Source organism: Curtobacterium sp. MMLR14_010, from assembly GCF_001865015.1.
GTDB lineage: Bacteria > Actinomycetota > Actinomycetes > Actinomycetales > Microbacteriaceae > Curtobacterium.
In genome coordinates, this window is record NZ_MJGV01000101.1 from 38,619 (window position 1) to 60,156 (window position 21,538).

At 71.2% G+C, this 21,538-nt stretch carries 25 protein-coding genes; 19 read left to right on the forward strand and 6 right to left on the reverse strand.

The genetic code is table 11. From position 1 onward, the window contains the following. Window positions 1–2: 2 nt before the first annotated feature. On the forward strand, window positions 3–578 hold the full coding sequence (locus BIU98_RS17695) for a GNAT family N-acetyltransferase (RefSeq protein WP_083393377.1): 576 nt from the start codon (window positions 3–5) through the stop codon (window positions 576–578). Window positions 579–582: 4 nt separating this feature from the next. On the opposite strand, the gene BIU98_RS19640 is transcribed toward BIU98_RS17695, so the two are convergent. Beyond that, a complete protein-coding gene (locus BIU98_RS19640) occupies window positions 583–753 on the reverse strand; it encodes a hypothetical protein (RefSeq protein ID WP_175481415.1) in 171 nt (56 codons plus the stop codon). A 119-nt stretch (window positions 754–872) separates the two neighbouring features. On the opposite strand from BIU98_RS19640, the gene BIU98_RS17700 reads away from it, so the two are divergent. Continuing rightward, complete coding sequence (locus BIU98_RS17700) at window positions 873–1,646, forward strand: GntR family transcriptional regulator (protein WP_228504449.1); 774 nt, start codon at window positions 873–875, stop codon at window positions 1,644–1,646. 264 nt (window positions 1,647–1,910) lie between these two features. Here BIU98_RS17700 and BIU98_RS17705 read toward each other — a convergent pair whose 3' ends face one another. Both BIU98_RS17705 and BIU98_RS17710 read right to left on the reverse strand, forming a co-directional pair. Then, complete coding sequence (locus tag BIU98_RS17705) at window positions 1,911–2,363, reverse strand: PTS glucose transporter subunit IIA (protein WP_071279531.1); 453 nt, start codon at window positions 2,361–2,363, stop codon at window positions 1,911–1,913. Further along, on the reverse strand, window positions 2,360–2,596 hold the full coding sequence (locus tag BIU98_RS17710; protein ID WP_071279534.1) for a PTS transporter subunit EIIB: 237 nt from the start codon (window positions 2,594–2,596) through the stop codon (window positions 2,360–2,362). Before BIU98_RS17710 ends, BIU98_RS17705 begins: the two co-directional genes overlap by 4 nt. Before the next feature lie 179 nt (window positions 2,597–2,775). On the opposite strand from BIU98_RS17710, the gene BIU98_RS17715 reads away from it, so the two are divergent. After that, window positions 2,776–4,041 (forward strand): PTS transporter subunit EIIC, encoded by a 1,266-nt coding sequence (locus BIU98_RS17715; RefSeq protein ID WP_071279537.1) that lies wholly within the window; start codon window positions 2,776–2,778, stop codon window positions 4,039–4,041. A gap of 88 nt (window positions 4,042–4,129) precedes the next feature. Here BIU98_RS17715 and BIU98_RS17720 read toward each other — a convergent pair whose 3' ends face one another. Together BIU98_RS17720 and BIU98_RS17725 are read right to left on the reverse strand one after the other, a co-directional pair. Continuing rightward, a complete protein-coding gene (locus BIU98_RS17720) occupies window positions 4,130–5,152 on the reverse strand; it encodes a CU044_5270 family protein (protein WP_071279540.1) in 1,023 nt (340 codons plus the stop codon). Further along, on the reverse strand, window positions 5,145–5,690 hold the full coding sequence (locus tag BIU98_RS17725) for an RNA polymerase sigma factor (protein WP_175481416.1): 546 nt from the start codon (window positions 5,688–5,690) through the stop codon (window positions 5,145–5,147). The genes BIU98_RS17720 and BIU98_RS17725 overlap by 8 nt, the downstream gene beginning before the upstream one ends. 112 nt (window positions 5,691–5,802) lie before the next feature. Here BIU98_RS17725 and BIU98_RS17730 point away from each other — a divergent pair, with 112 nt between their 5' ends. From BIU98_RS17730 to BIU98_RS17780, 11 genes are all read left to right on the forward strand, one after another. Then, complete coding sequence (locus tag BIU98_RS17730; RefSeq protein WP_071279543.1) at window positions 5,803–6,714, forward strand: metal ABC transporter solute-binding protein, Zn/Mn family; 912 nt, start codon at window positions 5,803–5,805, stop codon at window positions 6,712–6,714. Then, a complete protein-coding gene (locus tag BIU98_RS17735; protein ID WP_071279546.1) occupies window positions 6,711–7,601 on the forward strand; it encodes a metal ABC transporter ATP-binding protein in 891 nt (296 codons plus the stop codon). Before BIU98_RS17730 ends, BIU98_RS17735 begins: the two co-directional genes overlap by 4 nt. Further along, the gene (locus BIU98_RS17740; RefSeq protein WP_083393381.1) at window positions 7,601–8,527 is read left to right on the forward strand and encodes a metal ABC transporter permease; all 927 of its coding nucleotides are present in this window, start codon (window positions 7,601–7,603) and stop codon (window positions 8,525–8,527) included. The genes BIU98_RS17735 and BIU98_RS17740 overlap by 1 nt, the downstream gene beginning before the upstream one ends. Continuing rightward, window positions 8,524–8,955 carry a Fur family transcriptional regulator gene (locus tag BIU98_RS17745; protein WP_071279549.1) on the forward strand — a complete coding sequence of 144 codons (432 nt, stop codon included), beginning with the start codon at window positions 8,524–8,526 and terminating at the stop codon, window positions 8,953–8,955. The genes BIU98_RS17740 and BIU98_RS17745 overlap by 4 nt, the downstream gene beginning before the upstream one ends. A gap of 10 nt (window positions 8,956–8,965) precedes the next feature. Next, on the forward strand, window positions 8,966–9,661 hold the full coding sequence (locus tag BIU98_RS17750) for an alpha/beta fold hydrolase (protein ID WP_071279551.1): 696 nt from the start codon (window positions 8,966–8,968) through the stop codon (window positions 9,659–9,661). A gap of 258 nt (window positions 9,662–9,919) precedes the next feature. Continuing rightward, window positions 9,920–10,156 carry a 50S ribosomal protein L28 gene (rpmB, locus tag BIU98_RS17755; protein WP_071279553.1) on the forward strand — a complete coding sequence of 79 codons (237 nt, stop codon included), beginning with the start codon at window positions 9,920–9,922 and terminating at the stop codon, window positions 10,154–10,156. After that, window positions 10,156–10,326 (forward strand): 50S ribosomal protein L33, encoded by a 171-nt coding sequence (gene rpmG, locus BIU98_RS17760; RefSeq protein WP_056123557.1) that lies wholly within the window; start codon window positions 10,156–10,158, stop codon window positions 10,324–10,326. Before rpmB ends, rpmG begins: the two co-directional genes overlap by 1 nt. A gap of 2 nt (window positions 10,327–10,328) precedes the next feature. Further along, on the forward strand, window positions 10,329–10,634 hold the full coding sequence (rpsN, locus tag BIU98_RS17765) for a 30S ribosomal protein S14 (protein ID WP_071279555.1): 306 nt from the start codon (window positions 10,329–10,331) through the stop codon (window positions 10,632–10,634). Between the two features lie 294 nt (window positions 10,635–10,928). Continuing rightward, window positions 10,929–11,216, forward strand: a complete 288-nt coding sequence (locus tag BIU98_RS17770; RefSeq protein ID WP_056123550.1) for an HU family DNA-binding protein — start codon at window positions 10,929–10,931, stop codon at window positions 11,214–11,216. Between the two features lie 154 nt (window positions 11,217–11,370). Continuing rightward, window positions 11,371–13,383 (forward strand): cytochrome c oxidase assembly protein, encoded by a 2,013-nt coding sequence (locus tag BIU98_RS17775; RefSeq protein ID WP_071279557.1) that lies wholly within the window; start codon window positions 11,371–11,373, stop codon window positions 13,381–13,383. Next, window positions 13,380–14,681 carry an ATP-dependent RecD-like DNA helicase gene (locus BIU98_RS17780; RefSeq protein WP_071279559.1) on the forward strand — a complete coding sequence of 434 codons (1,302 nt, stop codon included), beginning with the start codon at window positions 13,380–13,382 and terminating at the stop codon, window positions 14,679–14,681. Before BIU98_RS17775 ends, BIU98_RS17780 begins: the two co-directional genes overlap by 4 nt. A 478-nt stretch (window positions 14,682–15,159) precedes the next feature. Here BIU98_RS17780 and BIU98_RS17785 read toward each other — a convergent pair whose 3' ends face one another. Next, the gene (locus BIU98_RS17785; protein WP_083393382.1) at window positions 15,160–15,714 is read right to left on the reverse strand and encodes a DUF4383 domain-containing protein; all 555 of its coding nucleotides are present in this window, start codon (window positions 15,712–15,714) and stop codon (window positions 15,160–15,162) included. A gap of 244 nt (window positions 15,715–15,958) precedes the next feature. On the opposite strand from BIU98_RS17785, the gene BIU98_RS19160 reads away from it, so the two are divergent. From BIU98_RS19160 to BIU98_RS17810, 5 genes are all read left to right on the forward strand, one after another. Further along, on the forward strand, window positions 15,959–16,759 hold the full coding sequence (locus tag BIU98_RS19160) for a phosphatase PAP2 family protein (protein WP_139200823.1): 801 nt from the start codon (window positions 15,959–15,961) through the stop codon (window positions 16,757–16,759). A 183-nt stretch (window positions 16,760–16,942) separates the two neighbouring features. Then, on the forward strand, window positions 16,943–18,082 hold the full coding sequence (locus tag BIU98_RS17795; RefSeq protein ID WP_071279563.1) for a CE1758 family FMN-dependent luciferase-like monooxygenase: 1,140 nt from the start codon (window positions 16,943–16,945) through the stop codon (window positions 18,080–18,082). A gap of 187 nt (window positions 18,083–18,269) precedes the next feature. Continuing rightward, entirely contained in the window at window positions 18,270–19,286 is a 1,017-nt protein-coding gene (locus BIU98_RS17800) for a permease (RefSeq protein ID WP_071279565.1), read from the forward strand. After that, entirely contained in the window at window positions 19,273–20,127 is an 855-nt protein-coding gene (locus tag BIU98_RS17805) for a TIGR03943 family protein (RefSeq protein WP_083393384.1), read from the forward strand. The genes BIU98_RS17800 and BIU98_RS17805 overlap by 14 nt, the downstream gene beginning before the upstream one ends. Next, the gene (locus BIU98_RS17810; RefSeq protein WP_139200824.1) at window positions 20,117–21,520 is read left to right on the forward strand and encodes a hypothetical protein; all 1,404 of its coding nucleotides are present in this window, start codon (window positions 20,117–20,119) and stop codon (window positions 21,518–21,520) included. Before BIU98_RS17805 ends, BIU98_RS17810 begins: the two co-directional genes overlap by 11 nt. The last annotated feature ends 18 nt before the right edge of the window (window positions 21,521–21,538 follow it).

Sequence of the window (21,538 nt, forward strand, 5' to 3'; positions counted from 1 at the left end):
ACATGGTCCACCAGCTCCTGATGCCCCCGCAGGAGATCCGAACGGGTCGCCTGGTGCTCACGCCGGTCGCGCCGTCCGATGTCGACGCCGTGCACGCGGTGTTCTCGGACGCACGCACGTGGACCCACCTTCCCGCCGGACGGCACACCAGCCGAGCGATGACGCAGGACCTCGTCCAGCGCAAGATCGGCGGTCGGGCGCGGCACGGGCTCGGGTCCTGGACCGCGCGGTCGATCGACACGGGCGACGTCGTCGGTGTCGGCGGGGTGGACATGACCGCCGGCGGTGTCTGGAACCTCGGCTACCGGCTCGCCCCCGAGTCCTGGGGTCGGGGCTACGCGACCGAGATCGCCCGGGCAGCCGTCACGGCCGCCGGCGACACGGCCCCTGGCGTCCCCGTCACGGGCCGGGTCCTGACGAACAACCCCGCGTCGGCCCGGGTGCTCGCGCGCGCCGGGCTCTCACTCGTGTGGCAGGGCACCACCGCTGCCCCGACCCCCGCGGGCGTCGAGCGCCAGGTGTGGTCCGACCGTGCGCTGTCAGCAGAACAGGACGCCTGGCTCGTCGCGAACGCCTGATCGGTCAGTCCGTCCGGCCGCCGGTCCGTGCGTGGCCGACGAGCACGGCGGCGACCACGCTGCTGAACACGAGCAGGAGCGCGGCGACCCAGCAGGCGTCCCCGTGCGCGACCGTCAGCAGGAGCGTCGTCACGAGGACCACTGCCCCCACGGTGCCGAGTCGGATCGCGGTCATGCGTCCATCGAAGCGGAGCGTCCGCCGTCGGGCATCGGCCGGACGGATGAACTCCGGGGTGCGGCATCGACGCACGGAGGGTGACTCGGTAGTCTGAGGGCAACTGGTCATGTCCGCCCATGACCAGTCACCGAACCACCGCGATGGAGCACGAGGAGCCGATGACGACCCGCATCACCGAGGGTGCCGAGCCGAAGCACCAGCAGCTCCGGCGCATCCTGCTCGAGCTCGCGACCGTCCGCCTGGCACCCGGTGCGGCCATCCCCTCGGAACGGCAGCTCATCGCCGAGTACGGCGTCTCGCGGATCACCGTGCGCGAGGCCCTCGGGCAGCTCGTCAACGAGGGCTACCTCGAACGGGTCCGCGGCAAGGGCACCTTCGTCGCGCACCGTCCGGTCCAGTCGACGCTGCACCTGGCCTCGTTCACCGAGGAGATGCGGGCGATGGGGCACGTCCCGACCACCGTGGTGCTCATCCGCGAGGAACGGGTCCCACCGAGCGACACCGCCGCGGCCCTGCGGCTGGGGGAGCACGACACGGCGTACCACCTGAAGCGCCTGCGCATGGCCGACGGCGCCCCGGTGTCCATCGACGACGCCTGGCTCGCGGCGGACGCGTTCCCCGGGCTGCTCGAGCACGACCTGTCCGGGTCGGTGTACTCGATCGTCGCGAACGAGTACGGGCTGCCCATCGACCGGGCGCAGCAGACCGTGGCCGCCAAGCCCGCGGCGGACGACGTCGCGACCCTGCTCGGGACGAAGACGGGCGCCCCCGTGCTGGAGTTCGACCGGGTGTCCTACGCGGGGGACCGCCCCGTCGAACATGCCCGCTCGTGGTACCGGTCCGACCGCTACCGCGTGCAGATGGAGGTCACGGCGACCCAGGTCGCCTGACGCCGGGGTGGCGGGGCCGCGCTGTCCGCGCTGCCGACCGCGCTTGTCCGTGCGCCCGTATGGAGCGACACCGCCGGTGCAGACGCGCGTCGCTTCCGTACCGAGCCTGTCGCCCGGCGCGCATGCGCCCGCATCGAGCCACACCGGCGGGGCAGAAGCGCCGCGCAGACGGACGTACGATGTCGCTTTCGCCGGACGGCCGGACGGCCGGACCGGCCGGACGCACGGACGACCGCCCGACGCCCGGCCGGCCGCCCGCGGCCGCTAGACCGTGAAGAGCGTGGCGCCCTCGGTGACGGTGCTGCCGACGGCGTCCTGCGCGACGGAGTCCGGCGCGGAGCCGAGCACGACGACCGGGCACACCGGCGAGTAGCCGGCAGCGGTGATCGTGGCGGGTGTGAAGCGGACGACGGGGTCCCCGGCGGCGACGGTGGCGCCCTCGGCGACCAGCAGCTCGAAGCCCTCACCGGCCATCTTCACGGTGTCGATGCCCACGTGCACGAGCAGGTCCGTGCCCGCCGAGCCCTGCATCGCGAACGCGTGCGGGTGCAGCTTCACGATGGTGCCGTCGACCGGTGCCACCGCGGTGACCGTGCCCTCGACGCCCGTCGGGTCGACTGCGACCCCGGCACCGACGAGCTGTCCGGCGAACACCGGGTCCGGCACGTCAGCGAGTGCGACGACCGGGCCGGCGAACGGGGTGCGGACAGCCGTCACAGCTCGTCCTGGATGTCCTGCGCGAGGTTGTCGGCGATCGGGCCGACGATGACCTGCCAGCCGGTGCCGCCGCCGACGACGGCCTGCGCGCCGGCGGTCTTGAGGGCGTCCTTGTCGACGAGGTCGCCGTCCTCCACCTCGACGCGGAGGCGCGTGATGCAGCCCTCGACCTCTTCGATGTTGTCGGCTCCGCCGAGTGCGGCGATGATGTCGGCTGCCTTGATGTCGGCCATCTGTTTCCTCCTGGTTACGGCTTCGCGATCAGGTTGACAGGCAGTACACAGGTCGTCGACACTACGTACTGGTCATGACCGGACAGGACCGGACCTCGCGACACTGCTGAGAGTACCGGCGCCGGCTGCACGACTCAACTCACCCCGACCAGTTCCACCCGATGACGAGAGGACCTCCGATGAGCACTGCTGCAACCACGGATGCGCCGGAGAAGAAGACGCCGAAGAAGCAGAGCAGGGTCTTCGCGAATGCGCAGCGACTCGGTCGGAGCCTGCTGCTCCCGATCGCGGTCATGCCCGCCGCTGGCATCCTGCTCCGCCTCGGCCAGTCGGACATGCTCGGCGCGATCCCGGGCTTCGCCCAGGGCGCGACGATCATCGCCGCGGCCGGCAACGGTGTCTTCACCTGGCTGCCCCTGCTCTTCGCCGTCGGCATCGCGATCGGGTGGGCGAAGAAGTCGGACGGCACCACGGCCCTCGCAGCGGTCGTCGGCTACATGGTCATGTACCAGGTGTTCGCGGCCATGTCGCCGATCGTCCTCGCCGGCGTGAAGGACTCGAACGGCGGCCAGGCCACGATCAACTTCGGTGTCCTCGGCGGCATCGTGATGGGCCTCGTCTCGGCGGTGCTGTGGCAGAAGTTCCACCGCACGAAGATGCCCGACTTCCTCGGGTTCTTCTCGGGTCGTCGTCTCGTCCCGATCCTCACGGCCGCCGCGGCGCTGGTCATCGCCGTGCTCATGTCCTTCGTGTACCGCTACTTCGACATCGCGCTGACCGCGGCCGGCCAGGCCGTCGCGGACAACGCCGTCATCGGTGGTGGCATCTTCGGGTTCGTCAACCGCATGCTCATCCCGATCGGGCTGCACCAGCTGCTCAACTTCTTCCCGTGGTTCCAGCTCGGCAGCTTCAGCACGGGTGGCGTGACCTACCACGGTGACATCCAGCGCTTCCTCGCCGGCGACCCGACCGCGGGCATCTTCCAGACCGGCTTCTTCCCGATCATGATGTTCGCGCTCCCCGCTGGCGCCCTGGCGATCTGGCGCAACGCCAAGCCGCACAACCGCAAGCTCGTCGGCGGCATCATGCTCTCGGCCGCGCTGACCTCGTTCGTCACCGGGATCACCGAGCCGCTCGAGTACTCGTTCATGTTCGTGGCGTTCCCGCTCTACGTCATCCACGCGCTCCTGACGGGCACGTCCCTGGCGCTGGTGAACGCGCTCGGCATCCGCGACGGGTTCTCGTTCTCTGCCGGTGCGATCGACTACGTCCTGAACTTCGGCAAGGCGGACGGTGCGATCTGGCTCATCCCGATCGGCCTCGGCTACGCGGTCGTCTACTACTTCCTGTTCAGTTTCGTGATCAAGAAGTGGAACCTCCGCACCCCCGGGCGCGAGGAGGACACCATCGCCGAGAACACCATCGAGGCGGCCACCAAGGCGTAGTCGCGACGCGACCCCTCGACGGACGGGAGGCTCGGTGCCAGCTGGCACCGAGCCTCCCGTCCGTCGTCCGGCACCATCCGCCGATCGGTCAGTTCTCGGGAACGCTGCCCACCCGGGTGGTCACCACCGACGCGGAGTCGACCACGGTCCCGGCAGGGATCCTGCCGGTGCGTCGGGTCTGCAGGGTCCGCTCACCGAGGTACTCGCCACCCGATCGGTCGATGATGACCTCCTGCCGCAGGTCGTCACCCTCCTCCGACAGGCCGATGGCGGTGCCGCGTCGACCGTCGAGCGAGGTCTGCTCCTCGGTGACGACGATGCCGGGCAGGTCAGCGAGCACCTCGAACATCGTGGCGCGCAGGTCCGCGGGGACGATGCCGGTCCGCAGGAACGTGCTCACCGTGTCGAAGACGTGCTCCTCGTCACTGGCACCCGTCGGCCTGGGGGCGTCCTCGATCCGTCGGACGAGTGCAGCCGGGTCCCGGGGGAGTCCTGGGATGTCGACCGCGGTCAGGGTGCCCGGTGCTGTTCCCCCGAGCTCCCCGTTCGTGAACGCTCCCGCGAGGGCGCGTTGGCGTGCGGGGTCGTCCCGGTGGGCGCTGGTCGCGAAGTCCGACCGGGCCGCCTCCCGGGCCGCAGCCCCGCCGTAGAACTCGGTGGCGGCGTCCGACCAGGACTCGCGGACCCACTGCCCGGCGACGGATCGCGGCACCCAGGTGACGGTCGTGGTCGGCGCGAGGTACCCCTCGTCGTAGTGCTCGCCGTCGCTCGTGGCGTACCCGAGCGCCAGTTCCGTCACCGTCACACGGGTGTACGCCGTGGGGGACGCGCTGTCGACGGCGGCTGCCGCACGTGCGGCGTCGTGCAGGGTCGCGGCTGCCGCGGACTCCGGGACGGCCAGGTGCGCGACTCCGACGACTGCGCCCGCCAGCGCGCCGACGGCGACGACCGCGGCGGACGCGAGCAGGACCGGTCGTCGTCGACGGCGCACGGGTGCGACGGGGGCAGCGGACATCCGGGCCCTGGCGCGGTGCAGGGCTGCGTCGACGACGGCGGGTGGCAGGTCGTCCACCTCGGAGCGGACGGCGCGGAGGGCGGTGAAGTCAGGCACGGAGTTCTCCGTTCAGGGTGGTCGGCAGGTCCGGCGTGGCGCGGAGGGCGACGCGGGCCCGATTGAGTCGGGAGCGGACGGTACCGACGGGCACGCCCGTGGCGGCGGCGATCTGCTCGTAGGTGAGCTCGGCCCAGGCGTGCAGGAGGACGGTGTCGCGGACGGCCGGGCGCATCCGGTCGAGCTCCCGCACGACGGCGCGGACGGCACGCTCGCGGTCGACACGGTCGCTCGGGTCGTCGTCGACCAGGTCGGGTTCGGCTGCTCGCGCCAGGGCACGGCGGGCGCGGGCCTCCGAGCGCCAGTGACGGCGGAGCAGGTTCGTGGCGATCCCGAACAGCCACGGCAGCGGGTCACCGCGGTCCGGGTCGCGGGCGTCCCACCGGGTGAGGGCGATGACGAAGGTCTCGCCGAGGACGTCCTCGGCGGTCTGCAGGTCGGTGCGACGGGCGAGGTAGAGCAGGATCCGTCGGCCGTGCTGGTCGAACAGCGCGCCGAGTTCGGCCGGGCCGTCGGGCGGTGGGTGTGTGGTGGTCACGATGGGTACTGCCCGGTCCTGCCGTCGGAGTTCCATCACCGTAGTCGTGGATGCGTCAGCCCAGCGGTATCGGTTTTGACAATCGTTCTCACCAAGCGCTAGCGTCGTCACCATGCACTCCCGCCTCCTCGCCCTGCCGCTCGTCGCCGGCGCCGCTGCGCTCGCCCTGACCGGGTGCGCGACGTCCTCCGCCTCCTCGGACGCGTCCGACGACGGCACCGTCCGGGTCGTCGCCTCCACCAACGTGTACGGCTCGATCGTCGAGTCGATCGGCGGTGACCACGTGCAGGTCACGAGCATCCTGAACGACCCGTCGCAGGACCCGCACTCGTTCGAGTCGAGCGCCAAGACCCAGCTCGCCGTGTCCAAGGCCGACCTGCTCATCGAGAACGGCGGCGGGTACGACGACTTCATGACCACGCTGGCGAAGTCGTCGAACACGACGGCCGACACCATCAACGTGGTGGAGCTCTCCGGGCTCGACTCGGGTGGCTCCGCGGAGTTCAACGAGCACGTGTTCTACAGCTACCCGACGATGGTGAAGCTCGTGGCGGACGTCGCGAAGCGCCTCGGCGAGCTCGACAGCGCGGACGAGGCCACCTTCACGGAGAACGCTGACGCGCTCACCACGAAGCTGCAGGACCTCGAGTCGCAGACGGCCGCCGTGGAGAAGACGGTCGACGGGGAGAAGGTGGCCTACACGGAGCCGGTGCCCGGGTACCTGTTCGACGCGATGGGGCTGGACAACGTCACCCCGCCGGACTTCTCCGAGGCGATCGAGGAGGGCGACGACGTCCCGCCGGCCGCGCTCAACGACACCATCAAGCTGTTCTCGGGCGGGGAGGCGAAGCTGCTCGCCTACAACGAGCAGACCTCCAGCCCGGAGACCGAACAGGTCGAGAAGGCAGCCAAGGACGCCGACGTCCCGGTGGTCGGTGTCACGGAGACGCTCCCGAAGGGGGAGGATTACGTCTCGTGGCAGCAGGCGAACATCGACGCGGTGCAGGCGGCACTGACGAAGTGACGACGGTCCAGGAACCGACGCGAGCCGCCACTGCCGAGCGCAGTGGCGGCTCCGCCGTGCTCGCGCTCCGGGACGCAGGGCTCTCGTACGGCACGCGGAAGCTGTGGAGCGGACTCGACCTCGACGTCGCGCCGGGGGAGTTCCTCGCCGTGCTCGGGCCGAACGGTGCCGGCAAGACCTCGCTGCTGCGCACGGTCCTCGGGCAGCAGCGGCTGACCAGCGGTTCGATGGCGTTCCTCGGGCAGCCCGTCCGGCGCGGGCACCGGCGCATCGGGTACATCCCGCAGCAGCGCCTGATGGAGTCCGGCACGCCGCTCCGCGCGCGGGACATGATCGCCCAGGGCGTGACCGGACACCGCTGGGGCGTGCGGCCCGAGCGGAAGGCCGAGCGCGAGCGCATCGACCGCATCGTGGACGAGGTGGGTGCGACGGCGTTCGCGGACGCCCCCGTGTCCGAGCTCTCCGGCGGCGAACAGCAGCGCACCCGCGTCGGGCAGGCCATCGCCGCTGACCCGGCACTGCTGCTGTGCGACGAGCCGCTCATCTCCCTCGACCTCCGGCACCAGCGCGGCGTCACCGAGCTCATCGACCGGCAGCGTCGACAGCAGGGCGCGGCCGTGCTCTTCGTCACGCACGACGTGAACCCGATCCTCGACGTGGTCGACCGGGTCCTCTACATCGCGGGCGGTCGGTTCCGCATCGGGTCGCCCGACGAGGTCCTGCGCGCCGACGTGCTCTCGGACCTGTACGGCACGCCCGTCGACGTCGTCCGGACCATGGGGCGCATCGTGATCGTCGGCGCGAACGACACCCACGACCACACCGGCGAACACCACCACCACGACGTCGACCCGAACGCCGCGGTACCGGACGAGGGGCGGATCTGATGGACGTCTGGTCGACGGTCTTCTCGTTCCAGGACTACGGCGAGCTCCTCGTGCTCGTGCAGAACTCGATCCTCGCGGGCGCGGTGCTCGGCATCGTCGGCGGGCTGATCGGTCCGTTCGTCGTCGCGCGGAACATGCCGTTCGCGGTGCACGGCATCAGCGAGCTGTCCTTCGCGGGCGCGAGCGCGTCCCTGCTGCTCGGAGTCAACGTCGTGACGGGGTCACTCGTCGGGTCGGTGGTCGCGGCGCTGCTGATCGGCCTGCTCGGCTCGCGGGCCCGGGACCGCAACTCGATCATCGCCGTGCTGATGCCGTTCGGCCTCGGTCTCGGCATCCTCTGCCTGGCGCTCTACAAGGGGCGCGCGGCGAACAAGTTCGGGCTGCTCACCGGGCAGATCGTCTCGGTCGACAACCCGCAGCTGACGTTCCTGATCGTCGTCAGCGCGATCGTCGTCGTCACGCTCATCGTCATCTGGCGCCCGCTGATGTTCGCGTCCGTCGACCCCGACGTGGCCGCGGCCGCCGGGGTCCCGGTCCGGACGCTGGCCCTCGTGTTCATGCTGACCCTCGGCCTGGCCACGGCCGTCTCCGTGCAGATCGTCGGCGCGCTCCTCGTGCTCTCGTTGCTCGTGACGCCCGCCGCCGCGGCCCTGCGCCTGACCGTGCACCCGCTGCTGGTCCCGCTGCTGTCGATGCTGTTCGCGGTCGTGTCGGTCGTCGGTGGCATCCTGCTGGCACTCGGGGGCGGGCTGCCGATCAGTCCGTACGTGACGTCGATCTCGTTCGCCATCTGGGTCGTGTGCCGCATCGTCGGCGCACGCAAGGAACGCCGCGGACGTGACCGGGTCGCGGTCCGCGACGAGCACGACCAGGGGGCCCCGAGCCTCCAGACCGGTACTGATGCACCACAGGAGGTCCGCGCATGAACGCCGTCCAGAACCCCGGCGTGACGCCGAAGCCGAAGCGCAACACGTGGCAGCGCGAAGCGGTGCGCGGCGCGCTCGACGGGTCAGAGGGCTTCGTCAGTGCCCAGGCGCTGCACGCCCACCTGCGTGAGGGCGGCTCCACCATCGGGCTCGCCACCGTCTACCGGGCGCTGGCCGACCTGGCGACCGACGGCGACGCCGACTCGTTGCAGCAGGACGGTGAGTCGCTGTACCGCGCGTGCACCACGGACAAGCACCACCACCACCTGATCTGCCGGAACTGCGGCAGGACCGTCGAGATCCAGGCGGACCCGGTCGAGCAGTGGGCGCAGCGCGTGGCGGCCGAGCACGGCTTCACGAACGCCAGCCACGTCGTCGACATCTTCGGCGAGTGCGCCTCCTGCACCGCCGCTCGCACGGGCGCGTAGGGTCCGGCGCATGCACGTCATCATGGTGCCGGGGTTCTGGCTCGAAGCGGACGCCTGGGACGAGGTCGTGCCGGTCCTGCGCGAGGCCGGCCACTCGGTCGAGGCCGTCACCCGCGACGGCGACACCCTCGACGAGCAGGTCGCGGCGTTGGTCGAGCGTCTCGACGACGTGGCGACGCCGGAGGAGCCCGTCGTGCTCGTCGGGCACTCCGGGGCCGGTCCCGTCGCGTACATGGCCGTCGACCGTCGGCCCTCACTCGTGCAGCACCTGGTGTACGTCGACACCTTCCCCGGCTCCGAGGGCGGCTGCGTGAACGACGAACTGCCGGTCGTGGACGGCGTCGTGCCGCTGCCGTCGTGGGACTTCTGGGAGCCGGCGACCGTCCGTGGCATGACGACGGAGCTGCGGACCGCGTTCGAGCACCGGGCGGTCCCCGAACCGGCCTCGGTGCCGAGCGACCCGTTCCACTACGAGGACGCCGCCCGCCACACCGTCCCCGCGACCGTCATCACGTGCGAGATCTCGCCGACCGACCTGGCGGCCATGGTCGCGGACCACCAGACCTGGGCGGCTGAGCTGGTGGCGACCGAGGAGCTCTCCATCGTCGGGCTCGACACCGGCCACTGGCCGATGTTCTCCGCACCGGTGGCCCTCGGCGAGCTGATCGTGCGCGCGCTCGCCCCGAAGCCGACCGAGGGGCCGTAGCGCCGCTCGTGGCAGAGGTTGCGACACGCCCGGTGCTCGCGTAGTGTTGGCGGCTGGTCCGCGTTCGCGCGGTCCCGTTGTTCAGCCCTCCGACCGTCGCGAACGCCGCGGTCGCGTGGTTCCGGCCCTCGCGGTCGGACTGGGCGGCACACACAACCCCCTCGTGACGTCACCTCCAGGTGGCCTGCGCGTGTGTGTGTCAGGCAAGTGACCTTGGGTGCGTCCGATCGGACGCACGGTATGCATCAGGAGGAAACCATGGCAGCAGTGTGCCAGGTGACCGGCGCCGTTCCCGGCTTCGGACACAACATCTCGCACTCGCACCGTCGGACGAAGCGTCGCTTCGACCCGAACGTGCAGAAGAAGACGTACTACGTTCCGTCGCTCCGACGGAAGGTCACCCTCACGCTCAGCGCGAAGGGCATCAAGGTCATTGACGCACGCGGCATCGAGTCCGTCGTCAAGGACGTCCTCGCACGCGGGGAGAAGATCTGATGGCCAAGAAGGGTCAGGACGTTCGTCCGATCATCAAGCTCCGCTCGACGGCGGGCACCGGTTTCACCTACGTGACCAAGAAGAACCGTCGCAACAACCCGGACCGTCTCGTGCTGAAGAAGTACGACCCGGTGGTCCGCAAGCACGTCGACTTCCGTGAGGAGCGCTAAGCATGGCGAAGAAGAGCATGATCGCGAAGAACAACCAGCGTGCAGTCATCATCGCGCGCTACGCCGAGCGTCGTCTCGAGCTGAAGAAGGCCCTCGTGGACCCGAACGGCACCGACGAGTCGCGTGAGGCCGCTCGCGTGGGGCTGCAGAAGCTCCCCCGCGACGCCTCGCCGGTCCGCTACCGCAACCGCGACGCCATCGATGGCCGCCCCCGCGGTCACCTGACGCAGTTCGGCATCAGCCGTGTCCGCTTCCGCGACATGGCACACCGTGGCGAGCTGCCGGGCATCACGAAGAGCTCCTGGTAAGCACGCACTCCCCGAACGCCTCGTCACCCGCACCGGTGGCGGGGCGTTCGCTGCGTTCGTGTTCGTTGCATTCGGGGGACAAGGTCGTCACATTGGCCACATCTGTCGCTCCAGACGCCTGACAAGCCCGGAAATCCGGGCGAGTCGGCAGGATTCGTTGCACCCGGCTGGTAGGTTCAACTCCGGTTCCGCCGGGCCCTCGGCCCGCTGGTCCGAAGCCCCGGGGCAACCGCCAAGGGCACCGGGCGCCACGTGCGTCCGACCGATACGCAAGAAGTCCGAGGAGGACACCCAATGGCTGACAAGTCACTGAACCGCACCGAGCTCGTCGCTGCTGTCGCCGCCGAGTCCGGCCAGAGCCAGGCCACCGTCAACGGCGTCGTCGACGCGCTCTTCAGCGTCGTCTCGGGCTCCGTCGCGGACGGCACGAAGGTCACGATCCCGGGCTGGATCGCCTTCGAGAAGACGCACCGTGCCGCCCGCACCGGCCGCAACCCGCAGACGGGTGACGCCATCGAGATCGCCGCGAGCGACTCGGTCAAGGTCAGCGCCGGCTCGAAGCTCAAGGCCGCGGTCAAGTAGGACTGCTCTGACGCACGACGGGGACGGCTTCGGCCGTCCCCGTCGTCGTTGGTGGGGACGGCTTCGGTCGTCCCCGTCGTCGCTGGTGGGGGCCGTGTCCACAGGTCCGCGTTCGCCGGTGCTGCCCGGGGCGGGCACCGCCTAGGCTTGACGGGTGAACCGGATCGCGCGCATCAGCGGCCCAGCCGTGCTGGTGCTCGTCGCGTTCGTGTCCGTCCTGGTCGCCCTCGTCATCGGCGGGGGAGCGAACCCCGCACTCATCGCGGACCCGGGCCCCGTCGTCCGGTTCGGACTCCCCATCGCGCGGGTCGTCGTCGACCTGGCGGCAGCGGCGGCCATCGGCGGTCTCGCACTCGCGACGGTCGGGCTGTCGCGCACCGCGCCCGAGTGGAACCGGGCGATCGACGTCGCAGCCGCGTCCGCCGGCGTGTGGACGGTCGCCTCGGCCGTCACGACCTTCCTCACGTTCCTCAGCGTCGCCGGGTCCCGGGTCAGCCTCGACGACCAGTTCGGCCAGTCGATGGGGGTGTTCCTCACCGGAACGGACCTCGGCCTCGCGTGGCTCGTCACCGTGCTCGTCGCGGCCGCCGTCACGGTCCTCTGCTTCGCCGTGCGCTCCCGCGGCATGGTCGCGTTGACGGCGGGGATCGCGATGATCGGGCTGGTGCCGCTCGCGCAGCAGGGCCACGCAGCGGGGACCGCCAGCCACGACGCCGCCGTCACGGCGCTCGGTCTGCACCTCGTCGGCGCGGCGCTCTGGGTGGGCGGGATCGTCATGCTGGTGTTGGTCCGCGGCGTCGTGTCCGAGGGCCGACTGGCCGCCGTCGTCGGGCGGTACTCGAGCATCGCGCTCGGGTGCTTCGTGCTCGTCGCCGTCTCCGGTGTGGCCTCGGCGCAGATCCGCGTCGGTGCCCTGTCGAACCTGTTCAGCCCGTACGGCGCCCTGGTCCTGGTGAAGATCGGGGCGATCGTGGCACTCGGGGTGCTCGGCGCCGTGCAACGTCGTCGTACCGTGGTCGCCCTCGCCGCCACACCCGCACGGCACCGTCCGTTCTGGACGCTGATCGTGCTCGAGCTCGCGGTGATGGGTGTCGCCTCCGGGTTCGCCGCCGCGCTCGGCCGGACGGCGCCGCCGGTCTCGCAGATCGCCCCGAGCAAGACGACGGACCCCTCGCCCGCCGAGCTCCTCACCGACGACCCGCTGCCGCACGCACCCGGTGCCTGGGGGTGGCTCACCCACTGGAACGTGGACCTGTTCTGGCTCATGACCGCCGTGCTCATCGCAGCCACGTACGCCGCCGGGGTCGTCCGCCTCCGACGCCGTGGGGTGTCCTGGCCGGTGCGTCGCACCGTCGCCGCGGTGATCGCCGTCGTCAGCCTGGTCGTCGCGACCTCCGGGTCCCTCCACGAGTACGACCGCTTCCTCGTCTCGGCGAACGTCGGCGCGCACCTGCTGCTCGGCTTGGTCGTGCCGGCGCTCGTGTGGGCGGCTGCGCCCGTGCAGCTCATCCGCGCCGCGGTCCTGCCCCGTGATGACGACAGCACCGGTGTCCGCGAGTGGACCGGCGTGCTCGTCGACAACGCCGCCGTGCGCTACCTCGTGCAGCCCTTCCCGGCGTTCGTGCTCCTGGCCGCCGTCTGGTGGGCGTTCTACGGCACCCAGGCGGTGCGGTGGTCCACCGGCGACCCGATCGGCCGGACGGTCATCGACGTCGTCTTCCTGCTCGTCGGGCTGTTCGCCTTGCCGACGCTGTTCACCCCGGTGGCCGCCGGGGCTCGTCGGGCGTCGATGCCGGCGTTCCTGGTGCGGGTCGTCGGCGCCGTGGTGGTCGCCGCGGGCACGGTGTCGCTCGGTGTCGCGATGCAGGGGCCGCTCGGGCTGCTGCAGGCGTCGTGGTTCGGCGCGATGGGGCGCACGTGGGGGCCGGACCCGCTGGTCGACCAGGCCCGCGCGGGCGTGGTGCTAGTCGTGGCCGGCGTGCTGCTGGTCGTCGCCGTGGTCGTCGTCGGACTCGTGCAGCTCCGGCGCGACACGACGCGCGCGGCCGATGCCGGAGCAGGGCCCGCGGCTGACGTGCCCGCTGCCCACCCCGACCCGGTCACCGACCCGGTCGCCGTCCCCGCCGTCTCCGCTGATGACCTCGACGACGGGACGGCCCCCCGGTGAGCGTGGAACTCAGCGCCGAACAGCGCGCCGTTTTCGAGTACATCGAGTCCACCCGCGACCACGTCTTCATCACCGGGCGCGCGGGGACGGGCAAGTCGACGCTGCTCAACCACCTGGCGTGGAACACCGACAAGCAGGTCGTCATCTGCGCCCCGACGGGCGTGGCCGCGCTCAACGTCGGCGGCCAGACGATCCACTCGCTCTTCCGGCTGCCGATCGGCCTCATCGCGGACGCCGACCTCCGCCAGGGCCCGGAGACCCGCAAGCTCCTGAACACCATGGACACCCTGGTGATCGACGAGGTCTCGATGGTCAACGCGGACCTGCTCGACGCCATCGACCGTTCGCTGCGCAAGGCCCGCGGCCGCCAGTTCGAGGCCTTCGGCGGCGTCCAGGTCGTCATGTTCGGCGATCCGTACCAGCTGCCCCCGGTGCCGGGCGATGCCGATGAGCGCGCCTACTTCACCGACCACTACCGGTCGCTGTGGTTCTTCGACGCCCGCGTCTGGCTCGAGGCCGAGCTCCACATCATCGAGCTCGCCACCGTGCACCGCCAGCGCGACGACGCCTTCGCCGCGATGCTCACCGCGGTCCGCCACGGTCGGGTCACCGCTGACATCGCGAACCGCCTGAACGAGGCCGGCGCACGGCCAGCCCCCGACGACGCCATCACCCTGGCGACGCGGAACGACACCGTCGCGAAGATCAACAAGGCGGCGCTCGAGCGGCTCCCCGGCAAGACGAAGACCGCCAAGGCCGACGTCAACGGCGACTTCGGCGGCCGGAACTTCCCCGCGGACGAGGCTCTCGAGCTCAAGCCCGGTGCCCACGTGATGTTCCTCCGCAACGACCCGGACCAGCGCTGGGTGAACGGCACGCTCGGCGTCGTCCAGACCATCCGCGACACCGTGTGGGTCGACGTCGACGGGGAGTCCTTCGAGGTCCAGCCCTCGGTCTGGGAGAAGTTCAAGTACTCCTACGACGCCGACAAGAAGGAACTCAAGAAGGACACCGTCGGGGAGTTCCAGCAGTTCCCCCTGCGCCTGGCCTGGGCCGTGACGATCCACAAGTCGCAGGGCAGCACCTACGACCGGGCGATGATCGACCTCGGCAACCGGGTGTTCAGCGCCGGCCAGACCTACGTCGCGCTGTCCCGGCTGACCTCGCTCGACGGGCTCTTCCTGTCGCGGCCGTTGCGGCCGTCGGACATCATCGTGGACCTCGACGTCCGGCGCTTCATGTCCGAGGCACCCCGCATCGTCGCCACCGAGCTCGAGGCCCCGAAGCCCGACGCCTGACCCCGCACGCTGCGGTGGTCAGGACCACCCACCGGCCTGGAGGCTCGTGGCGGCCTAGCACCGAGCCTCCCGTCCGGTGGGTGGCTGGGTCCAGGGCCCGCAGCCTGCGTCCGCATCGCGCGACGTGGCACGTGTCGTTCGACGTCCGTCGTGTCGGATCATGTCGACGGATGCAGTGCGTGCGCATGGGTCGACGCGGCACGAGTCGTTCGACGCGTGCGGTGTCGACGCGTGCGTGCGCATGGCGCGACAACGTCGAGGTCGTACGACAGCGGTGTTGTCGTTCGGAGTCGGCCGGGGCGGGGGCTGGCGGGGTGCCGCGGCCCGTGCGACAAACCCGAGGTCGTACGACAGCGGTGTTGTCGTTCTGGGTCGGGACGAGTCGGTCAGTCGGGACGGACCCGCGCCGCCCGCCCCCACCCCACACACGACGACGCCCGCCTGCCGGACGGCAGACGGGCGTCGGACGCAGTGCGACTCAGGCCTGAGCGGCCCGCAGCGCGCTGATGTTCTGCTTGTCGGCGCCGAGTGCGGTGAGCACCAGGACCACGCCGACGATCGCGTTGAAGACGTTGTCCGGGGTGTTCAGCGCGAAGACGTTGGCCGAGGTGCCGGAGAGCACGAAGCCGTAGACCGCCAGGACCACGAGGACGATGCCCACGACCAGGTTCACGTTGCGCGAACCGATCGTGTTGCCGAGCCCGACGATGAAGAGCGCGAACGCCAGCAGGGTCCACACCGCGCCGAGCGCCGGGTTCACCTGGAAGGCGTTCCAGAGCAGGCCGCCGACGTCGCCGAAGAAGGCGTGACCGCGCTCGTGGGCGAAGAAGAAGCCGAGGATGCCCCAGACGGCCAGGACGGTGCCGGCCGTCAGCGCGAGCGCACGGTTCGGCGAAGCGATGATGCTCGGTTCCTTGATGGCCACGTCGGTCTCCTCGTCTGGTGCCACGATGGTCGTCGTGGCGGCTGCCGCCCGTGCAGGAGCGTCACCCTGCCGGGGCGTCCGCGCAGGAGCGTCAGCCTGGCGGATCATGCCGAGCGGACCCTGGTTCCCAGGGTTCGACCGGCCCTCCAACGGTATCGTGTCGGACCCCGGGCGACCGAATCGGATCACGCCGAGCAGGCGTGCGACGACACCCGCGACGACCACCCCGAGGAGGATGATCCCCGTGATCCGGACACCCGCGCGCGACGTGCCGGGTTCGCGCGACGCTCGGGGGCCGAGTGTGTCGCGACGGCTCCGGTGGGGTGTGCTCGCGGCTCTGGGGTTCGTGATCGTGCCTCTCGTCTACGCGGTCGCCGTGCTGACGCCGCTCGGGCAGCGGGTGGAGGACTCGGCGCTCGGCGGTGTTCGCGAGACCGACCTGTTCGGGTCGGACACCGCGCTCAACGTGATCTCGGTCCCGGTGATCCTGCTGCTCGTGGTCGTGATCGCCGCCGTCGCGTTCGCACGGAGGCGGCTCGCCGTCGGTCTGGCGGCGGGGGTCGTCGTGCTCGCCTCGGCGGGGACGTCGACCGTGTTCAAGAGTATCGCCGTGCGCCCGGAGATCGCCCAGTCGACGACGCCGAACTCGTTCCCGTCCGGGCACGCGACCATCGCGATGGCGGCGCTGTTCGCGGTGCTGATGGTCACACCCCGGCGCTTCCGCCCGCTCGTGCTCGTCGTGGGCACCGTCTACGCCGTGTTCGTCGCCAACCAGACCGTCGTCTACGGGTGGCACCGGGTGAGCGACATCATCGGTGCGTGCGCGGTGGCGCTGTTCTGGCTCGGGCTGGTCCGCTGGCTCGGGCCGCGGGTCGACCTGGGGGTCCGTGGCGACCGTGACGGACGCCGAGGGCCCCGCAAGGTCGTCACGGCGCTGCTGCTCATCGCGACGGGCGTGACGCTCGCGGTCGGTGCGACGGCGCTCGTGGTGGCGCTGACGGACCCATCGGGCGACCGCGACGCGATGCTCGTCGCCGGGCGGATGGCCTCCTCGGCGAGCGTGCTGCTCACCGTCACCGTGGTGTGGCTGACGGACGGGCTGCACCACGCGGCACCGACGACCGACCCGACGGCCGCCCCCGCGACCCGCTGAGCAGGCCCGGGAAAAGACGCACACACCCGGCCCGCCGGCCGCGCCCCCGACCCGACGGCCGCGCCCGCGCCCCGCTGCGCGAGCCCCAGCCGACACGACCCCAGCGGGAATGTCTCCGCATGCGCTACGTTGTACCCAGCAGTTCGATGCAAACGCATCGACCTCGTGGAAGGCAGGCACAGCATGCAGTTCGGCATCTTCACGGTCAGTGACGTCACCCCCGACCCCACCACCGGCACCACACCCGACGACACGCAGCGCGTCCGGGACATCATGACGATCGCCGAGCACGCCGACCAGGCCGGCCTCGACGTCTTCGCCACCGGGGAGCACCACAACCCGCCGTTCGTGGCCTCGAGCCCGACGACGATGCTCGGCTACCTCGCCGGACGCACGAAGCAGATCACGCTCTCCACGAGCACGACCCTCATCACGACGAACGACCCGGTGCGCATCGCCGAGGAGTACGCGATGCTCCAGGTCATCTCCGACGGCCGCATGGACCTGATGATGGGTCGCGGCAACACCGGCCCGGTCTACCCGTGGTTCGGGCAGGACATCCGCCAGGGCCTCAACCTGGCGGTCGAGAACTACGCGCTCGTCCGCCAGCTGTGGGAGAACGACGTCGTGAACTGGCAGGGCCGGTTCCGCACGCCGCTGCAGGGCTTCACCTCGACCCCGCGTCCGCTCGACGGTGTCGCGCCGTTCGTCTGGCACGGCTCCATCCGCACGCCCGAGATCGCCGAGCAGGCCGCCTACTACGGCGACGGCTTCTTCCACAACAACATCTTCTGGCCGATCCAGCACACCGAGCAGATGGTCGGGCTGTACCGCCAGCGCTTCGAGCACCACGGCCACGGCAGCGCCGACCAGGCGATCGTCGGGCTCGGCGGCCAGTTCTTCGCACGGAAGAACTCGCAGGACGCGAAGAACGAGTTCCGCCCGTACTTCGACAACGCCCCGGTCTACGGCCACGGCCCCTCGATGGAGGACTTCACCGAGCAGACCCCGCTCACGGTGGGCTCGCCGCAGGAGGTCATCGACCGGTACGCCGCCATGAAGGACCACGTCGGGCACTACCAGCGCCAGCTCTTCCTCATCGACCACGCCGGCCTGCCGCTCAAGACCGTGCTCGAGCAGATCGACGTCCTGGCCGAGGACATCGTCCCCGCGCTCCGGAAGATCAACGACGAGGGCCGCCCCGCCCACGTCCCGAGCAACCCACCGAGCCACGCCGAGCGCGTCGCGGCCGCCCGCCTCGCGGGCGTCGTCGGGAGCGACCACGTCGCCGCGGTCGACGAGTTCACCGGAGCGTCGGTCTGATCGTCACCCCGTGACGGCCTGGAGGCTCGGTGCCAGCTGGCACCGGGCCTCCCGTCCGTCAAGTGGGTCGTTCCGCGCGTAGCGGGTCGGAAGATTCGACCGCCTACGCGCAATTCGACCTCCTACGCGCGGAACGCCCTCCCACGCGCGCACCATCCGCGCCACGTCCGTCGCCTATCCTGTCCCGGTGACGACGCCCACCACGCCGCCGCGGCAGCGGGCCCGGACGCTCACCGGCCCCGGCCTGGTGCTGCTGGCGGTCGTGGTCCTCGTGGGCATCCGCCTGGTCACGCCGAGCATCGGCTCCGCGGGCCTGCCCGACGTGGTGCAGGACTTCCTCACCCTGGCGATCAGCGTCGTCGTGGAGTCCCTGCCGTTCGTGGTGCTCGGCATCGTGCTCTCGATCGTCGTCGAGGTCTGGGTGCCGCAGGGTGCCCTCGAGCGCATCCTGCCGAGCCGCCCGATGCCGCGCCGCGCCGTGATCTCCCTCATCGGCATGCTGTTCCCCGTGTGTGAGTGCGGCAACGTCCCGCTCGCCCGCGGCCTGATGCTCCGCGGCTTCACCCCCGCCGAGGCGGTCACGTTCCTGGTCGCGGCCCCGATCCTCAACCCCCTCGTGATCATCAGCACCGCGCAGGCGTTCGGCTGGTCCGGGTGGATCCTGCCCGTGCGCATCGTCGGCGGGTTCGTCGTGGCGAACCTGGTCGGGTGGATCGTCGCCGCGCACCGTCGTCCCGCGGACCTGCTGCTCCCGGCGTTCGAGGCCCGCTGCCGCGCCGCCGTCGGCAGCGCCGCCCCGACGAACCGCTGGCGGGAGAGCGCCGCCCAGTTCGGCGGCGAGACCGCGACGATGATGCCGGCGCTGTTCGTCGGCGCCGGGCTCGCCGCGGCGATCCAGGTCGCGGTGCCCCGGTCCATGCTCGTGGCGATCGGGTCGAACCCGGTGCTGTCCGTCCTGGCGATGATGCTGCTCGCGATGACGGTGTCGCTGTGCTCGAACGTGGACGCCTTCTTCGCGCTGTCCTTCGCCTCGACGTTCCTGCCCGGGTCGATCACGGCATTCCTCATCATCGGGCCGATCATCGACGTGAAGATGCTCGCCCTGCTCCGGACGACGTTCCGCGTGCGCTTCCTCGTGCTGCTCGCCGTCGTCTGTGTCCTGTTCGCCGCTGCCGTGGGGTTGGTGATGAATGTCCTCGTCTGAGCACACCACGCACGAGACCGCGCACGAGCCAGCCCACGAGACCGCGCACGGCGGTGGTCGTCGGCGCGCGCTGGTCGGCCTCGGCTCGGTGCTCGCCGTCGCCCTGTGCACGCTGTGGCTCGCCGTGGTCGGCCACCTCGACCTGTACATCAACCCGCGCTACTCGGTCTTCACGGTCGTGCTCGCGGCCGTCGCCGTGCCGGCGTCGATCGCGGGCCTGGTCGTCGTCGCGCGGGGAGCGGGACACACGCACGACCACGCGGGGCCTGACGACGACGTGGTCGCCTCCGGCCGGTCTGGAGGCCCGACTCGCCTCCTCGGGACCGTCCTCGGTGGCGTCGCGGCGGCGGTCACGATCGGGCTCACGCTGGCGATGCTGGTCCTGCCCCCGACGACGCTGTCGGCCAGGACCGCGCAGCAGCGGAGCGTCGACAGTGCGACGCTCTCGGACGCCACGGGGTCGAGCGGGAACGTGACGCTCCTCGGCAGCGGTTCCGTCGACACCGCGGGCTACGGCGTGAAGGACTGGGCAGCGCTCATCCGGCAGACGACCGACACGAGCTCGCTCGTCGGCAAGCGCGTGCGGCTCACGGGCTTCGTCGTGCCCGGCGCGGACGGCACCTTCACCCTGACGCGGTTCGTGATCAGCTGCTGCGCCGTCGACGCCCAGCCCGTCGGCCTCGTCGTGACCACCGACGGTGCCGTCCCGGACGGGGACCAGTGGGTCACCGTCACCGGGGCGCTCGCCGCGAACCCGGACCAGGCCTCCGACGCCCGCACGGTCGTCAAGGCGCAGACGGTCAAGCGCGTGCAGCAGCCCGAGGACCCCTATGAGTACTGAGACGCGGCGGCCGGTGGCGGAGCGCTTCCGACGGCGCTTCGTGGCCGTCGTGCTGGTGCTCGTCGTCGTGGCGGGGCTCGCGGCCGTCGTCGGCTCCCAACAGGGCCCGCGGCTGCGGTCGGTGGCGTACGACGCGAGCGGCATCGTTTCCCGCCCGGCACAGCGGGTCATCATCACGGCGAACCAGGCGCTGCAGCGCGTGACGGCGTCGGACGTGCGGGTCAGCCCGGCGGCGGCACACACCGTGACGTCGAGCGGCAACACGGTGGCGGTCGAGTTCGCCGGGCCGCTCGAGTACGACCGCAGCTACACGGTCACCGTGGCGGGTGCGCGGGCGCCGGGGCAGCGGGCGACCTCGGACCTCCGGGCGACGATCCGCACGGGCAGCACCGACGTGCTCGCCCTGGTGCGAGGGGCCGGCGCGGCGGAGGACCGCATCGTGCGGCGGTCGCTCGACGCCTCGGGCGCGACGACCGTGTACGAGGGCCCGGACATCGCCGAGTACGTCCGGCTCGGCCGGTTCCTCGTGGTGCTCAGCGACACCGCGGTGGGGGAGTCCAGCATCGACGTCGTCTCGCTGGCCGACGGGGTGGAGGACCAGGACGCGCCCGTCGAGCACCTGACGCTGCCGACCCCCGCCGGGCACGCGTCCGCGCTGCACGCGGCGGACGACGGGGCCTCGTTCGGGTTCCAGTACGCCGACACGTCGTCGGGGGAGTCGAAGGACGTCGGGCTGTACGTCGTCGACATGACCGGCACCCACATGCCCGAGGCGATCGCGGCCGACGGCAGACCCACGATCGGCGCCGTGCCGATGACGGTCAGCCAGTGGGCCTACGTCCCGCGGACCGAGAGCGCCCTGGTCCGCACGGGCACCGACGAGCTGTTCCTCGTCGACATGAGCGGACGGGCCGAGGTCGTGCGGCTCGGCTCGGCCACCTACCTGCACGGCTTCGTCGGGTCCGGCACCACCGCGGTCGTCGAGTCCGGCACGGGCATCCAGCGCGTCGACCTGACGAGCGGGAAGCGGGCGCCGATCACCGCTCCCGCGCTGAGCACCGACGCGCCGTACCTCGGGCGCATCGCGCAGCTGACGGACCGGACGTACCTGCGCACGGTGGGCGACGTCCGCGATGACGGGACGATCGCCAGCCGCATCGTGCGCGTCGACGGCACCAGAGCCTCCCGGCTGCCCGTGACCATCCCGACGGACGCGACCCTGAACGCGGTGTGTCCCTCGCCGAACGGGCAGTTCGTCGCGCTCGCGACCCGGACCCGGGACGGCGCGCTCGTCAGCATCGTCGACGCGACCACGGGTGCGCTCGAGGCGAGCACCGCCGGCGAGCAGGTCGACTGGTGCAGGGCGCTGCCGAGCGGCGATGAGGTCGGGTAGGCACACCCCGCGGACGAG

Coding starts and splice junctions, on each gene's coding strand:
- BIU98_RS17695 (WP_083393377.1), top strand. CDS start 3: ATGGTCCACCAGCTCCTGATGCCCCCGCAGGAGATCCGAACGGGTCGC.
- BIU98_RS19640 (WP_175481415.1), bottom strand. CDS start 753: ATGACCGCGATCCGACTCGGCACCGTGGGGGCAGTGGTCCTCGTGACG.
- BIU98_RS17700 (WP_228504449.1), top strand. CDS start 873: ATGACCAGTCACCGAACCACCGCGATGGAGCACGAGGAGCCGATGACG.
- BIU98_RS17710 (WP_071279534.1), bottom strand. CDS start 2,596: ATGGCCGACATCAAGGCAGCCGACATCATCGCCGCACTCGGCGGAGCC.
- BIU98_RS17715 (WP_071279537.1), top strand. CDS start 2,776: ATGAGCACTGCTGCAACCACGGATGCGCCGGAGAAGAAGACGCCGAAG.
- BIU98_RS17730 (WP_071279543.1), top strand. CDS start 5,803: ATGCACTCCCGCCTCCTCGCCCTGCCGCTCGTCGCCGGCGCCGCTGCG.
- BIU98_RS17740 (WP_083393381.1), top strand. CDS start 7,601: ATGGACGTCTGGTCGACGGTCTTCTCGTTCCAGGACTACGGCGAGCTC.
- BIU98_RS17745 (WP_071279549.1), top strand. CDS start 8,524: ATGAACGCCGTCCAGAACCCCGGCGTGACGCCGAAGCCGAAGCGCAAC.
- BIU98_RS17750 (WP_071279551.1), top strand. CDS start 8,966: ATGCACGTCATCATGGTGCCGGGGTTCTGGCTCGAAGCGGACGCCTGG.
- rpmB (WP_071279553.1), top strand. CDS start 9,920: ATGGCAGCAGTGTGCCAGGTGACCGGCGCCGTTCCCGGCTTCGGACAC.
- rpmG (WP_056123557.1), top strand. CDS start 10,156: ATGGCCAAGAAGGGTCAGGACGTTCGTCCGATCATCAAGCTCCGCTCG.
- rpsN (WP_071279555.1), top strand. CDS start 10,329: ATGGCGAAGAAGAGCATGATCGCGAAGAACAACCAGCGTGCAGTCATC.
- BIU98_RS17770 (WP_056123550.1), top strand. CDS start 10,929: ATGGCTGACAAGTCACTGAACCGCACCGAGCTCGTCGCTGCTGTCGCC.
- BIU98_RS17785 (WP_083393382.1), bottom strand. CDS start 15,714: ATGATCCGCCAGGCTGACGCTCCTGCGCGGACGCCCCGGCAGGGTGAC.
- BIU98_RS17795 (WP_071279563.1), top strand. CDS start 16,943: ATGCAGTTCGGCATCTTCACGGTCAGTGACGTCACCCCCGACCCCACC.
- BIU98_RS17805 (WP_083393384.1), top strand. CDS start 19,273: ATGTCCTCGTCTGAGCACACCACGCACGAGACCGCGCACGAGCCAGCC.
- BIU98_RS17810 (WP_139200824.1), top strand. CDS start 20,117: ATGAGTACTGAGACGCGGCGGCCGGTGGCGGAGCGCTTCCGACGGCGC.